This is a genomic window from Burkholderia sp. TSV86 (genome assembly GCF_001522865.1).
Classification (GTDB): Bacteria; Pseudomonadota; Gammaproteobacteria; order Burkholderiales; family Burkholderiaceae; genus Burkholderia.
In genome coordinates this window covers 89134-103436 of the sequence record NZ_LOWB01000098.1, presented here as the reverse complement: position 1 = coordinate 103436, position 14303 = coordinate 89134, and the positions used below count along the sequence as shown (strand labels likewise).

The 14303-nt window shown below is 66.9% G+C and carries 9 protein-coding genes, 2 tRNA genes and 2 pseudogenes; 3 read left to right on the top strand and 10 right to left on the bottom strand.

Annotated elements, in window-relative coordinates:
* Positions 1-32 precede the first annotated feature (32 nt).
* From WS68_RS16865 to fdxA, 4 genes are all read right to left on the bottom strand, one after another.
* Positions 33-515: a CreA family protein gene (locus WS68_RS16865; protein ID WP_059571880.1), complete on the bottom strand. Its 483-nt coding sequence runs from the start codon at positions 513-515 to the stop codon at positions 33-35.
* Between the two features lie 130 nt (positions 516-645).
* Positions 646-721: transfer RNA gene (locus WS68_RS16860), tRNA-Asn, on the bottom strand.
* Positions 722-816: 95 nt separating this feature from the next.
* Positions 817-892 (bottom strand) — tRNA-Asn (locus tag WS68_RS16855).
* Between the two features lie 112 nt (positions 893-1004).
* Positions 1005-1328, bottom strand: coding sequence for a ferredoxin FdxA (gene fdxA / locus WS68_RS16850; protein WP_059519138.1), 324 nt, complete (start codon positions 1326-1328; stop codon positions 1005-1007).
* 253 nt (positions 1329-1581) lie between these two features.
* Between fdxA and pncB the strand changes: the two genes are divergently transcribed.
* From pncB to rmuC, 3 genes are all read left to right on the top strand, one after another.
* Positions 1582-2781, top strand: a complete 1200-nt coding sequence (pncB, locus tag WS68_RS16845; protein ID WP_059571879.1) for a nicotinate phosphoribosyltransferase — start codon at positions 1582-1584, stop codon at positions 2779-2781.
* Positions 2782-3323: 542 nt separating this feature from the next.
* Positions 3324-4751 carry a sodium:proton antiporter gene (locus tag WS68_RS16835; RefSeq protein ID WP_059571877.1) on the top strand — a complete coding sequence of 476 codons (1428 nt, stop codon included), beginning with the start codon at positions 3324-3326 and terminating at the stop codon, positions 4749-4751.
* Positions 4748-6232, top strand: a complete 1485-nt coding sequence (rmuC, locus tag WS68_RS16830; protein ID WP_059571876.1) for a DNA recombination protein RmuC — start codon at positions 4748-4750, stop codon at positions 6230-6232. Before WS68_RS16835 ends, rmuC begins: the two co-directional genes overlap by 4 nt.
* Before the next feature lie 322 nt (positions 6233-6554).
* On the opposite strand, the gene WS68_RS16820 is transcribed toward rmuC, so the two are convergent.
* From WS68_RS16820 to WS68_RS16795, 6 genes and pseudogenes are all read right to left on the bottom strand, one after another.
* Positions 6555-6830, bottom strand: coding sequence for a hypothetical protein (locus WS68_RS16820; protein ID WP_059519152.1), 276 nt, complete (start codon positions 6828-6830; stop codon positions 6555-6557).
* 35 nt (positions 6831-6865) lie between these two features.
* A complete protein-coding gene (moeA, locus tag WS68_RS16815; RefSeq protein ID WP_059571874.1) occupies positions 6866-8164 on the bottom strand; it encodes a molybdopterin molybdotransferase MoeA in 1299 nt (432 codons plus the stop codon).
* A 114-nt stretch (positions 8165-8278) separates the two neighbouring features.
* Positions 8279-8656: pseudogene (locus tag WS68_RS16810) on the bottom strand (NTP transferase domain-containing protein); the annotation flags it as partial.
* A gap of 321 nt (positions 8657-8977) precedes the next feature.
* Positions 8978-9151, bottom strand: a pseudogene (locus WS68_RS16805) (NTP transferase domain-containing protein); the annotation flags it as partial.
* A gap of 81 nt (positions 9152-9232) precedes the next feature.
* Entirely contained in the window at positions 9233-10345 is a 1113-nt protein-coding gene (moaA, locus tag WS68_RS16800) for a GTP 3',8-cyclase MoaA (RefSeq protein ID WP_059571873.1), read from the bottom strand.
* 306 nt (positions 10346-10651) lie between these two features.
* Positions 10652-13993, bottom strand: coding sequence for an Rne/Rng family ribonuclease (locus tag WS68_RS16795; RefSeq protein ID WP_059571872.1), 3342 nt, complete (start codon positions 13991-13993; stop codon positions 10652-10654).
* Positions 13994-14303: the final 310 nt, after the last annotated feature.

The window sequence follows — 14303 nt, the reverse complement described above, 5'->3', positions numbered from 1 at the left end:
GCGTCACGGCCAGGCTTTCGCGAATCGCGCGCTTACCTGGCAGGGATCGGCGTGTCGGCGGGCACCGGCACGGCGGTCACGCTGTTTTTCGGGCTGCCGGTGGCGATCCGGTCGCTGTAGGTCAGATAGACAAGCGTGTTGCGCTTCTTGTCGACGACACGCACGACGTGCAGCGTCTTGAAGATCAGCGACATCCGCTCGCTGAACACGTCGGTTTGCTGCCTGAGCGGCTCGCTGAACTTGATCGGGCCGACTTGCCGGCATGCGATCGACGTTTCGGTCGGATCTTCGGCAAGGCCGAGGCTGCCCTTGATGCCGCCCGTGCGCGCGCGCGACACGTAGCACGTGACGCCTGCGACGAGCGGATCGTCGTATGCTTCGACCACGACGCGATCGGAGCCGGTCAGGCGGAAGTTAGTGTTGACGCTTGCGACTTCCTCGCCGCGCGCGGCCGGAGCGTTGAGCGAGAAGAGGGCGGCGCAGGTGCAGATAACGGCGAAATAGCGGTTTTTCATCGGCGGCGAACCAGGGACGTGACGAGAAGAGAGCACGACTCTAGCATGCTGCCGCCGGCGCGAAGGTGTGCGGCGGGACAAAAGCGCGGAAAAGCAAAAGGCCCGTCGCGCACGACGGGCCTTCTATGTTTGGCTCCCCGACCTGGGCTCGAACCAGGGACCTACGGATTAACAGTCCGGCGCTCTACCGACTGAGCTATCGGGGAATAAAACGGTTCGGCATGTTTGACGCTCACGCCTGCAACAGCAGGAAGACGAGGCGACCATGAAAAAGCCCGCTTGCACGGGCCTTTGCAATTCTTGGCTCCCCGACCTGGGCTCGAACCAGGGACCTACGGATTAACAGTCCGGCGCTCTACCGACTGAGCTATCGGGGAACAAACAGCAGAGAGACGAGATTCTATTGGCTAACTACACCTGTGTCAATACTTTGACGATCGTTTTTACACATCGGCGCCGCAAACCGGTACCGGATCGGCACGCGTGCGATCAGCGTTCGAGCAGGTGCAGCTTATCCTGGACGTCTTTCCACTCGTCGGCGTCGGCGGGGGCAGGCTTCGTTTTCGTGATCGACGGCCAGAGCTTCGCGAGTTCGGCGTTCAACTGAGTGAACTTTTGCTGGTCGCCGGGCACGTCCTCTTCCGCATAGATCGCATTGGTCGGGCATTCGGCGACGCACACCGCGCAGTCGATGCACTCGTCCGGATCGATCGCGAGAAAATTCGGACCTTCACGGAAACAGTCCACGGGGCACACATCGACGCAATCCGTGTATTTGCACTTGATGCACGCTTCGGTCACAACGTGGGTCATTCAAAACGCTCCTGCGGCGGGGTATCTATATGTACGGGGGAAGGCGCGGCGCGCCAAAACCGGCATTGTAACTGATGCGTCAAACCCGCATCGCGCACCGTCCGTTCCGGCTTATACCGTTTCGTGATTAGTTTATGGCGGATCGGCGCGCGCCGCAGAGGCTGCGGCGCGCATTCGGGTAACATTGAACGGGAAGGCGGGCGCGCTGCGCGCCCGCGTGCGAATCTTGTCCCGATTTTGGCCGCCTCGACACATGATCATCACTTCGCTGCTCGATACCGATCTGTACAAGTTCACGATGATGCAGGTCGTCCTGCATCATTTCCCAGCGGCGATTGTCGAATACCGGTTCAAATGCCGCACGCCGGGCGCGGACCTCGTGCCCTATGCCGACGAGATTCGCGACGAGATCCGCGCGCTGTGCCGATTGCGCTTCACGCAGCCCGAACTTGACTATCTGCGCCGGCTGCGTTTCGTGAAGAGCGATTTCGTCGATTTTCTCGAGCTTTTCCATTTGAACGAGAAGTACATCGACGTGTCGCCCTCGCCGAAGGGCAATGGCGAAATCGACATCGAGATTCGCGGGCCCTGGCTGCATACGATCCTGTTCGAGATTCCGGTGCTCGCGATCGTCAACGAAGTCTACTTTCGCAACACGCAGCGCGAGCCGGATTACCGCGAAGGGCGCGAGCGGCTGCGCGAGAAGATCAAGCGGCTCGGCGCGAAGCCTGAGTTTGCCGACTGCAAGATCGCCGACTACGGCACGCGCCGGCGCTTCTCGAAGGTCTGGCACGAGGAGGTCGCGCTCACGTTGCGCAACGGGCTCGGTCCGCAGTTCGCCGGCACGAGCAACGTCTATTACGCGATGAAGCACGGGCTCACGCCGCTCGGCACGATGGCGCACGAGTATCTACAGGCGTGCCAGGCGCTGGGCCCGCGGCTGCGCGATTCGCAGATCTACGGCTTCGAGATGTGGGCGAAGGAGTATCGCGGCGATCTGGGGATCGCGCTGTCGGACGTCTACGGGATGGACGCGTTTCTGCGCGACTTCGATATGTACTTTTGCAAGCTCTTCGACGGCGCGCGCCACGATTCGGGCGACCCGTTCGATTGGGGAGAGCGGCTCATCCGGCATTACGAGGCGAACCGCTGCGATCCGCGCACGAAGGTGCTGGTGTTTTCCGACGCGCTCGATATTCCGAAAGTCATGCAGCTGTACGAACGGTTCCGCGGCCGCTGCAAGCTCGCATTCGGCGTCGGCACGAACCTGACGAACGATCTCGGCTACAACCCGCTGCAGATCGTCATCAAGATGGTGCGCTGCAATGGCCAGCCGGTCGCGAAACTGTCCGACTCGCCGGGCAAGAACATGTGCGACGACAAAGCGTATCTTGCCTATCTGCGCCAAGTGTTCGGGATCGCACCGCCGAGTGACGAAGGCGGGGGAAATTAGCGTGACGCGGCGCACGAAGGCGTGCCGCACGAACGCATTCCGGTTGGTTTCGCGCGCGGGCGCGAGCCTGTTCGCGCGGGATCGGCCGTTATAATCGGGCGGGTATCGAAGGTCATCGTCATGCGGCGCGTCGCACCGCACATCGGCTGCCCGTTGCCTCATCCGTGCACGCTTCGTCGCGCAGTGTGCCGCGCGGCCTGCGCATGTGCGGCCCGCTACGCCACGCGCCGTCCCCGGCGGTGATCCGGTCGACCATCTCGTCGATCGAGCGTCGCGGCTCGATGCGGTTGCCTACGCCGTCGCGGCGGTGCGCGGCATGCGTGCCGCGGCCCGTCCATTGCGTTCGTTTGCCGCGGCGCGTGTGCGGCGAACTTCAGAGGCAGCCGTCGTCTCGCTCCAGCGGTATCGGGCGGCCGATCGGGTCCGGCGCGCTTAGGCTGTCGCTCGCTTACGCGAGCGCCGGGCGCGGCGCGTGACTCGCGATCGCCGCACGATGTATCGCGGCGGCTGCGTTATCCATTCGCACTTCAAGAGGACTTGACATGAAACGACATGCCGCCTGGGCGGGCATGACGCTGGCAGGCATGCTCGGCGCGACCGCCGCGCCCGCATCGGCCGCCACGCTCGACGCAGCCACGCTTTCCGCGTTCTGGGCGATTCCGTTCGCCGGCATCCTGTTGTCGATCGCGCTGTTTCCGCTGATCGCGCCCGTGTTCTGGCATCACCATTTCGGCAAGATCGCCGCGGCGTGGGCGATTGCGTTTCTGATCCCGTTCGCCGCGACATTCGGCGCGGGCGCCGCGCTCGGCACGCTGGTGCACGCGCTGTTCGACGAATACATTCCGTTCATCGTGCTGCTGGGCTCGCTCTACACGGTCGCGGGCGGCATCTGCGTGCGCGGTAATTTGCACGGCACGCCGAAGCTCAATACCGGCATTCTCGCGCTCGGCACCGTGCTCGCGAGCGTGATGGGGACGACGGGCGCCGCGATGCTGCTGATCCGGCCGCTTCTGCGCGCGAACGACAACCGCAAGCACGTCGTGCATGTGGTGGTGTTCTTTATCTTTCTCGTCGCGAACGCGGGCGGCTCGCTGTCGCCGCTCGGCGATCCGCCGCTTTTCCTCGGCTTCCTGAACGGTGTCGATTTCTTCTGGACGACCGCGCATCTCGCGCTGCCGATGCTGTTCATCTGCGGCATCCTGCTCGCGCTTTTCTACGTGCTCGATACGTACTACTACCGCAAGGGCGGCGAGGAAAACAATCCGTTTCTCGATCCGACGCCGGATTCGCACGGCATCTCGATCGAAGGCAAGCTGAATTTCGTGCTGCTTGGCGCGGTGATCGCGCTTGTGTTGATGAGCGGCCTTTGGAAACCGGGGGTCACGTTCGACGTGTTCGGCGCGCACGTCGCGCTGCAAAACGCGGTGCGCGACGTCGCGCTCGCCGCCGTCGCGCTCGTGTCGCTCGCCGCCACGCCGCGCTCGGCGCGCGAAGGCAACGCGTTCAATTGGGCGCCGATCGAGGAGGTTGCGAAGCTGTTCGCGGGTATCTTCGTGACGATCGCGCCGGTGATCCTGATCCTGCGCGCGGGCGCCGACGGCGTGTTCGCGCCGATCGTCCATCTCGTGACGGGCACCGACGGCAAACCGGTCGACGCGATGTACTTCTGGGCGACGGGCCTGTTGTCGTCGTTTCTCGATAACGCGCCGACTTATCTCGTGTTCTTCAATCTCGCCGGCGGCGACGCGCAGACGCTGATGACGGCGGGCGCGACGACGCTCGCGGCGATCTCCGCGGGCGCGGTGTTCATGGGCGCGAACAGCTATATCGGCAACGCGCCGAACTTCATGGTGAAGGCGATCGCGGAATCGCGCGGGATTCGGATGCCGAGCTTCTTCGCCTATCTCGGCTGGTCGTGCGCGATTCTCGTGCCGATCTTCCTGCTGACGACCTGGGTGTTTTTTCTATGACCGATACATTGTGGCTTGCCGTCGTCGTTGTGTTGGCGGCGGCGCTCGTGGTCTCGCTCGTCGTGCTGTTCGCGTCGTCGCGCGGCGCGGCCCGCGGCGACGATCTTGCCCGGCTCGTCGAGCAGATCGACGATGCGAACGACCAGCATGCGCACGCGTTCGAGCGTGTCGAGCGCGAACTGCGCGCGCAGATCGCCGACAGCGCGCGCGGCTCGCGCACCGAGCTGTCCGGCAGTTTTTCGCAATTGCAGCAGACGCTTGCCGCGCAGCTCACGAGCGTTGCGACCGTGCAGAACAATCAGATCGACGGATTCGCACAGCAGCTCGCGAAGCTCGTCGCTGGCAATGCGCAGCAGTTCGACGCGATGCGCGATGCGCTCGCGCGCCAGTCTCAGCTCGCGCGCGAAGAGCAAGGCGTCGCGCTCAAGGCGTTCGGCGACACGCTCAATCAGCAACTGAAGCATCTGAGCGACGCGAACGATCGCCGTCTCGGCGAGGTGCGAGCAACGCTCGAGACGCGCTTGAAGGAAATCGAAGCAAACAACGCCGCGAAGCTCGACGAGATGCGCCGCACGGTCGACGAGAAACTGCATGCGACGCTCGAGCAACGCCTCGGCGAATCGTTCAAGCTCGTGTCCGACCGGCTCGAACAGGTGCATCGCGGGCTCGGCGAGATGCAAACGCTTGCCGCGGGCGTCGGCGATCTGAAGAAGGTGCTGACGAACGTGAAGACGCGCGGCACCTGGGGCGAAGTGCAGCTCGAGGCATTGCTCGAGCAGATGCTGACGCCCGACCAGTACGCGAAGAACGTCGCGACGGTGCCGAAGAGCAACGAGCGCGTCGAGTTCGCGATCCGGCTGCCTGGGCGCTCCGATGCGGGCGCGGGCAGCGACGCGCAGCCGGTATGGCTGCCGATCGACGCGAAATTTCCGCGCGAGGATTACGAGCGCCTGATCGACGCGCAGGAACGCGCGGATACGGCGGCCGTCGACGAAGCCGCGCGCGCGCTCGAAGCACGGGTGCGCGCCGAAGCGCGCACGATTGCGGAGAAATACGTCGCGCCGCCGCACACGACCGATTTCGCGCTGCTGTTCCTGCCGACCGAAGGGCTCTGTGCGGAAATTCTGCGCCGCCCCGGGCTCACCGATCTGCTGCAACGCGATTACCGGGTGACCGTCGCCGGGCCGACGACGTTGACCGCGCTGCTCAACAGCCTGCAGATGGGCTTCCGCACGCTGGCGATCGAGAAGCGTTCGAGCGAAGTCTGGCAGGTGCTCGGCGCGGTGAAGACCGAGTTCGGCAAGTTCGGCGACGTGCTCGCGCGGACCAAGTCACAGCTCGAGTCGGTCACGCGCTCGATCGAGGCGGCCGAGCAGCGCACGCGTGTGATGAACCGCAAGCTCAAGCAGGTCGAGGCGTTGCCGGGCGATGTTTCGAACGGTTTGCTGGGCAGCGACGGCGTGGAAGCGGACGAGAGCTGATGCGGGTGATGCGCGGGGCAAGATACGTCGCCCCGGCGTGGCCGAATGAAAAACGGGGCGCTGCGTGCGCCCCGCTTTCTTTTCGCTGGCCGGGCCGGTTTAGCGCCGGTGGCCGGCTTGGCGGCGTGCGGTATGCGCTCGCGCGCCGCGAGCGCTTCGGCAGACGGCCGTGCGCCAAACAGCGCCTCGCGAGACCGGCTTCGGTCGGCACGCAGTCGTGCGGCACGCTTTCGGCGTGCCGCGAATTCGCGCAGCGGTAGGCGTATCGCCGGCGCGTCGGCGCGTGCCGGCGTGCGAATGTCGGCTGGCCCGCGCACGGTGCTTACGCTTCTTCCGGCGCGTCCGACAGCACGATCTCGATGCCGCCGAAACGCGACGCAACCCAGTTGTATGCGTGACACGCGATCCACAGCAACACGAAGCCGAGAATCGCATTCAGCAGCAGCGCGCTGAAGATCGTGCTCAATTCGACCGCGCCATAGCGAACGAATGCGACGAGAATGCCGAGCAGCACGATCGGCACGCTGAACGTCAGATAGACGAGGATCAGTGCTTTCGCGGTCTGCCCCGGCGCGATCGATGAGATTTGTTTTTTCATATGCGAGTTGCCCCGTGGAAATGCTGAGAACGAATTCAGAGGGTGCCGTCGAACGGCAGGATGTCGACCGTTGCACCGGCGTCGACATCGGCGGCATCGGCCGCGAGCACGATGAAGCAGTTTGCGTCGCTCAGGCTCTTGAGCGATGCTGAACTTTGCGAGCCAGCGGGCGCGACGCGCCAGACGCCGCTCGCGTCGCGCACCGCGTGGCCGCGCAGATATTCGGTGCGGCCCGCGCGCTTCGCGAGTGGCGCCGTGCAGACAGCCGGATAGCGGTGTTCGGGGTGCGGCTCGGCGCCCATCATCGCGAGCAGCGCATCGCGCACGATCGCGTGAAACGTCGCGACGACCGCGACCGGATTGCCGGGAAGCCCGAAGAACAGCGCAGAGCGTGCGCCGCGCTCGGCCGGCCAGATGCGCCCGCATGCAAGCGGGCGGCCGGGGCGCATCGCGACGTGGGCGAACGTGACGTCGCCGAGCTTGCCGAGCAGCGCGCGGGTGAAGTCCGCGTCGCCGACCGACACGCCGCCCGATGTGATCACCGCGTCGGCATGCGCGGCGCCACGGCGCAGCGTGTCTTCGAGCGCGCCGGGATCATCGCGGACGATGCCGAGATCGAGCGTATCGGCGCCGATGCGCGTCAGCATGCCGAACAGCGTTGCGCGATTGCTGTCGTAGAGGCCGCCGGCGGGCAGCGGCTCGCCGGGCGGATGGAGTTCGTCGCCGGTTGAAAAGAACGCCACGCGCACCCGGCGGCGTACCACGACTTCGGTGAGGCCGAGCGATGCGAGCAGGCCGAGATCGGTCGCGCGCACGATGCGGCCCGCGGCGAGCGCGCTGGCGCCGCGCGCCAGATCCTCGCCCGCGCGCCGGCAATTGGCGCCGCGCACGACGGCTGATGCGGCAAAGCGCACCACGTCGCCAGCCGTTTCGGCTTTTTCCTGCGTAATCACGGTGTCACAGCCGTCTGGCATCGGCGCGCCGGTCATGATTCGCACGCACGCGCCGGGCGCGATACGCGCGCCATCGAACGGATGGCCGGCGAGCGCGTGGCCGGCGACCGTGAGCGCGAGCACGCCGCCGGCAGCCGGCGCGTCGAGCGCCGCACCGTCGAATGCGTAGCCGTCCATCGCGGCGTTGTCGTATGCGGGAATGTTGAACGGCGACACGACGTCTTCCGCGAGTACGCGGCCCAGCGCATCGCGCAGCGCGACAGGCTCGGCTTGCATGACCGGCGAAACGAAACGCAGCGCCAGCGCGCGCGCATCGTCGACGCTCAGCGCGGCGGCGAGCTTCGGCGATGCGGTGGAGGGCGGTATGGTCTGCGTGGTCATGAGTGACGTGGCGCCGTCAGGCGGCGAATTATTGGGTTCGTATCCGGGGCGCCGGGCACCGCTTTTTCGATGCATGCGGGACGGATGCGGCGGGCGGAAACGATGCGCTGTCCGTCAAGCGCGCTCGAGGTCGGCCAGGTCCCGCAAAGAATTTGCATTGTAAAACGCTCGCTCGTCGTCAAATGGCACTTCGATCGTCTTGTGGCGTGCGTACCACGCGCGCACCCGGCGTTGGCCCGCGGCAAGGCATGCGTGCAGATCGTCGGCGAGCGCGGTGTTCATGAGCGCGAACACGGGGTGAGGCGCGGTGCCGCCGCTTGCGTCGAGGGTCGTCGCGAATGCGATGTCCGCGTGCTGTGCGTCGAGCGCGGCCGTAAGCCGGGCGGCAAGGTCGGCGGGCAGCAGCGGCGAATCGCACGGCACGCACAGCACGCGCGGCGTGCTGGCCATCCGCATCCCGGCGAGGAGGCCGGCGAGCGGACCGGCGAATTCGCCGCTGCTGCCGGCGGCGGGGGGATCAGCGTCGCTGGGCGTCGCGTGGATGCGGGCGGCACCGGCGTCCGCGCGATGCGTATTCGCAGGCGTCGGGCGTGTCACGCGGCGCGGGTTCGAGGCGGGCGAGCGTGCCGCGCCGGCCGCGCGCGCATCGGCGGCGCCGGCATCCGCATGTCCGGCTGCGGTGGCGATGGTGGCGTGTTCCGCAAAGGCGTTGCCGGTATCCGGTTGCGCCGCGCAAGGATGGACCCTCCGCGCATCCGTTGTCTGCCCGTTCGCGCGGCAGGGTGGCGCGCCAAGCTCGCTTGCGATGGGCATATCCGCGACGATGCGCGCATGAAATGGCGCGCCGAGCGCCGCATAGGCGCCGAGATGACGATTTGCGCTGATGACGAGCGAATCGACCTGCGGCGCGAGCCGGCGCAGCACGTGCAGCGCGAGCGGCTCGCCGTGCAGCGGCTGCAGCCCTTTGTCGAGGCCGCCCATTCTCATGCCCCGGCCGCCCGCGAGCAGCAGGCCGGTGACGGCGGTGGACGGATGCGGGCCGGTCATGGTTGGCGGTGAGCGGCCGGCCTAGCCGCCGATATAGGACATTTCGACGCGTTTTGCGTCAGCGTTGTCGTGGCCGCTCGCCGGCGCACTGCCGCGCAATTGCGAGTAGCGGTCGGTGCGCGCGCGCCAGATGCGGGAGACCGCGGCGGCGAGTTGACCGTCGCTCGCGCCGCCGCGCATGAGGCTGCGCAGATCGTGACCGGACGACGCGAACAAGCACAGATACAGCTTGCCCTCCGTCGACAGGCGCGCACGCGTGCAATCGTCGCAGAATGCCCGCGTGACGCTCGAGATCACGCCGATCTCGCCGCCGCCGTCCGTATAGCTCCAGCGTTGCGCGGTTTCGGACGGCGTGTGCCGTTCGAGCGGCACGACCGGGAAGTGCTCGGCGATGCGCGCGACCACGTCGGCGGACGGCAGCACTTCGGTCAGGTTCCAGCCGTTCGACATGCCGACGTCCATATATTCGATGAAACGCAGCACGACGCCCGTGCCTTTGAAGCGGCGCGCCATCGGCACGATTTCCGCGTCGTTCGTGCCGCGCTTGACGACCATGTTGACCTTGACCGGCTCCAGTCCGGCGGCTTGCGCGGCGAAGATGCCGTCGAGGACGTCGGCGCTTGCGAAGTCGGCGTCGTTCATGCGTTTGAAAAGCGATTCGTCGAGCGCGTCGAGACTCACGCTCACGCGCGTGAGCCCCGCATCCTTCAGGCTTTGCGCCTTGCGGGTGAGGAGCGAGCCGTTGGTCGTCAGCGTCAGATCGAGCGGGCGGGCGCTCACGGTTTCGAGCCGCGCGAGCCGCTCGATCAGGAATTCGATGTTCTTGCGCAACAACGGTTCGCCGCCGGTGATGCGGATTTTTTCGACGCCATGCGCGACGAAAATCCGTGCGAGACGTTCGATCTCCTCGAACCTGAGCAGCGCGTCGTGCGGCAGGAACGGATAGTCGCTGCCGAACACGGCGCGCGGCATGCAGTACACGCACCGGAAATTGCAGCGATCCGTGACGGAGATGCGCAAGTCGCGCAGCGGCCGCGCGAGCGCATCGCGCAGCATGCCGGTCGGCGCGAGCGGCGCGTCGAATGGGGCGGGCGGCGCGCTGATCGGGGTCACGGGAATGAAGCGTCGGGGCATGGGCGTCGCGGGAAGGGCCGGGCTTCCATTTTAGCCGGAAGTGGCGGGCGGAACCGGACAGGGGAATCCGCGAAAACGCAGCACAGACGCAAGCAAGGGTGGCGCATCCGGCGCACGGTCGGCATGCCGCAGCGCAGCATCGCTTGCCTTCGTGCGTGGCTCATCCGGCTGTTTGAGCCTTGGCCGTTCTTGTGGCTGGGGATGAAAAAAACAAAACCCCACGTTTTTCGGAACGTGGGGTTTGCTGGGGTTCGCTGGCCATCCGGGCCGTCTCGAAAGGCGGTCCGGATGGCGGACGCGGCTGGATCAGCGGTGCGTCGTCTCGATTTGCTGCATCGGCGTCGTGTCGACCGGCGGCAACGACTTGCGCTCGCGCGGCACACGGATCGGCTGCGCGACATGCGCGGCAGCGGCTTGCGCGGCGCGCAGCTTGTCCGTGTCGGTGTTGACCCAGACGAGCCCGGCGGCCGCCAGTACCGAGCCGAGATCCGACGCGCTCGCGGCTTGCGCATTGACTGGCTGCGCGGCGGCGGCAGCAGCAGGTGCTGCCGGCATGTCGGCCACCACGGCGGCGGGTGCCGGAGCGTCCTGCGGGACGTGAGCGACGTTCGCATCGATCGGCGCGGCGGCGACGCTCGCAGGCGGCAGTTCCGCGACGGCCGAAGTCGGCTCCTCGGCCACGGCGCACGCCGGTTCAATCGCGGCCTCTGCCGCGTGCGCGGCAGGCGTGTGCGCTTGCGCGGCGACGGCCGGTGCGGCGTCTTCCGTCCGGACGCTTTCGCTCGGAGCCGATACGGTTTCTGCGGCCGCGCTGCCGGCCGGAGCCGGCGTGACGCCCGCGTCAGCAGGCGCTGCGACAGCCTCGGCCGGCGCCGCGGGCGCGACAGATGCAACGGGCGCGGCAGGCACAACGGGGGCGACAGGCGCAGCAGGCGTGGCATCGACTGCGGTTTCGACGGCTCGCGCCGGCGGGAGCGCCGCCGGCTGCACGTCATGAGCGGCAGGCACGTCTGCGGTTGCCGCGAGCGGTTCTGCCTTCGCATTGCCGACGTCGTGAGCGGCGTGCGCGACGGTGGCCGTTGCCGCTGCTACTGCCGTGACACTCGCCACGACTTCCGCTTGCGTAACGTGATGCGCTTCGCGGCCGGTATCCGGCGCCGCCTGCTGCGGCGTTTGCGCGACCGGGGCCGGTGCTTGGGCCGTCACGTGTTCGTCGGCTTGGGCCGGTTGTGCCGCGCCGATTGCGGTTTCGTCGTCGCGCTCGCGGCGGCCGCCACGGCGGCCGCGGCGGCGGCGGCGGCGCTCGTCGCCGTCACGCGCGAGCGTATCGGCGTCGATGCCGATGTCCGCGCCGGGCAACGGCTCGGCTTTTTCGGCCGGCTCCGCATGCGTGCTTTCGCCGCGATTGACTGTTTCGAGCGTGGCGACGTGCTGGACTGGCTTACGGCGTTCGCCCCGTTCGCGACGCTCGCCGCGCGCAGCCGGCTCGCCGTCGAGCGCTTCGACTCGCTCGCGCGGCTCGCGTTGTTCACGCGGCTCGCGAGTTTCGCGCGGCTCGCGGCCTTCGCGCTGGTCACGGCTGCCGCGGCTCTCACGGCTTTCGCGTGCTTCACGGCCTTCGCGCGTGTCGCGCTCGCGTGCATCGCGATTTTCACGACCCTCACGGTTTTCCCGCGGCTCGCGGTTGTCCTTACCCTCGCGCTCGGCGCGTGGCGACTGGCCACGCGCGCCCGCGGAAGTCTGCTCGCGGCCGCTCGTCTGTTGCGCGCCGTTGCCGTTGCCGCGGCGGTTGCGGTTACGCTCGCCGCCGCGCTCCGCCTTCTCGCCGCGTTCGCCACGCTCGCGCGCCGGACGCGCCGCCGGTTCCTGGGCGGCCGGTGCGGCAGCGGGGGCTGCGGCCGGTTGCGGCTGGACGCCGAACAGGCTCTTCAGCCATTTGACGAAGCCGCCGCCCGCCGGCGCGGTGGCCACGGGCGCGGGTTGCTGCACGGGCTGCTGCTGACGCTGCGGCGCCGGGCTGGGCGCCGGCCGCTCCGGCGTAATGCCCTTGACGGCGGCTTCCTGGCGCGGTTTCACTTCTTCGGCGCGCTTGCTGTAGCCGGTTTCCGCCTCGAGTTCGCGGGCCGCTTCCTCGGCCATCTTCCACGACGCGCGCGGATCGTCCAGGCGCGCATCATCGTGGCGCAGGCGCTCGAGCTTGTAGTGCGGCGTATCGAGATGCTTGTTCGGAATCAACACGACGCCGACCTTGAAGCGCGACTCGATCTTGTTGATTTCCTGACGCTTTTCGTTGAGCAGGAACGCGGTCACCTCGACGGGCACCTGGCAGTGGATCGCCGCGGTGTTTTCCTTCATCGCTTCTTCCTGAATGATCCGCAGCACTTGCAGCGCGGACGATTCGGTATCGCGGATATGGCCCGTGCCGTTACAGCGCGGGCAGGTGACATGACTGCCCTCGGACAGCGCCGGGCGCAGCCGCTGCCGCGAAAGCTCCATCAGGCCGAAACGCGAGATCTTGCCCATCTGCACGCGCGCGCGGTCGTGCTTCAGCGCGTCCTTCAGGCGCTGCTCGACCTCGCGCTGGCTCTTGGCCGATTCCATGTCGATGAAATCGATCACGATCAGGCCGCCCAGGTCGCGCAGCCGTAGCTGGCGCGCGACTTCGTCGGCCGCCTCGAGGTTCGTGCGGGTTGCGGTTTCCTCGATGTCCGCGCCTTTGGTCGCGCGCGCCGAGTTCACGTCGATCGCGACGAGCGCCTCGGTGTGGTCGATCACGATCGCGCCGCCCGACGGCAGCGGTACCGTGCGCGAGTACGCGGTCTCGATCTGGTGCTCGATCTGGAAGCGGGAGAAGAGGGGGACGTCATCGTGATAGCGCTTCACTTTGCCGACATTGTCGGGCATCACGATGTCCATGAACGCGCGGGCTTGATCGTAGATGTCGGTCGTGTCGATCAGGATCTCGCCGATATCCGGCTGGAAATAGTCCCGGATCGCGCGGATCACGAGGCTCGATTCAAGATAGATCAGCATCGGCTCGCCGGCGCGGCCGCTTTGCGACGCGGCCTCGATCGCGCGCCAGAGCTGCAGCAGGTAGTTCAAATCCCATTGCAGTTCCTCGGCGCTGCGGCCGATTCCCGCGGTGCGGGCGATCATGCTCATGCCGTCGGGGATTTCGAGCTGCGCCATCGTTTCGCGCAGTTCCTGGCGCTCGTCGCCCTCGATCCGGCGCGATACGCCGCCGCCGCGCGGGTTGTTCGGCATCAGCACGAGATAGCGGCCGGCGAGCGAGATGAACGTGGTGAGCGCCGCGCCCTTGTTGCCGCGCTCCTCCTTCTCGACCTGGACGATCAGCTCCTGGCCCTCGCGCAGCGCGTCCTGGATGCGCGCCGAGCGCATGTCGACGCCGTCCTTGAAGTACTGACGGGCGACTTCCTTGAACGGCAGGAAGCCGTGGCGGTCTTCGCCGTAGTTGACGAAGCACGCTTCGAGCGACGGCTCGATGCGGGTGACGACGCCTTTGTAGATATTGCCTTTACGCTGTTCGCGTCCGGCGGTTTCGATGTCGATGTCGATGAGCTTTTGCCCATCGACGATGGCGACGCGCAGTTCTTCCTGCTGCGTTGCGTTGAACAGCATGCGTTTCATTGAACGACTCCAGCGGCTCGACCGCCGACGTCCAGGGCCTTGAGCCAAGCGACGCAGGCGACGGCAAGCCGCGCATTATTGTGTTGTCACAAGCACGCTGGAGCGGGAATGAGGGCGGGAAAATGGCCTGGATAGGCGCGAGCCCGAACGACGGGCTTCGGCCAATGGGCACCTGCGAACACGGCTTCAAAGCACACGGCGTCGACACTCCGCACGCCTTGACGGCGCGCCGAGCTCCGACCGGGCACTGCCGCGGGCGCGGCGCAAGGTGCGCGCGGCGCTGGAGGGCGGCAGGTGCGGCGGTTCGGCC

Excerpts from the sequence above, each read along its gene's own strand:
- WS68_RS16865 (WP_059571880.1), bottom strand. The coding sequence starts at position 515 with ATGAAAAACCGCTATTTCGCCGTTATCTGCACCTGCGCCGCCCTCTTC.
- fdxA (WP_059519138.1), bottom strand. The coding sequence starts at position 1,328 with ATGACCCACGTTGTGACCGAAGCGTGCATCAAGTGCAAATACACGGAT.
- pncB (WP_059571879.1), top strand. The coding sequence starts at position 1,582 with ATGATCATCACTTCGCTGCTCGATACCGATCTGTACAAGTTCACGATG.
- WS68_RS16835 (WP_059571877.1), top strand. The coding sequence starts at position 3,324 with ATGAAACGACATGCCGCCTGGGCGGGCATGACGCTGGCAGGCATGCTC.
- rmuC (WP_059571876.1), top strand. The coding sequence starts at position 4,748 with ATGACCGATACATTGTGGCTTGCCGTCGTCGTTGTGTTGGCGGCGGCG.
- WS68_RS16820 (WP_059519152.1), bottom strand. The coding sequence starts at position 6,830 with ATGAAAAAACAAATCTCATCGATCGCGCCGGGGCAGACCGCGAAAGCA.
- moeA (WP_059571874.1), bottom strand. The coding sequence starts at position 8,164 with ATGACCACGCAGACCATACCGCCCTCCACCGCATCGCCGAAGCTCGCC.
- moaA (WP_059571873.1), bottom strand. The coding sequence starts at position 10,345 with ATGCCCCGACGCTTCATTCCCGTGACCCCGATCAGCGCGCCGCCCGCC.
- WS68_RS16795 (WP_059571872.1), bottom strand. The coding sequence starts at position 13,993 with ATGAAACGCATGCTGTTCAACGCAACGCAGCAGGAAGAACTGCGCGTC.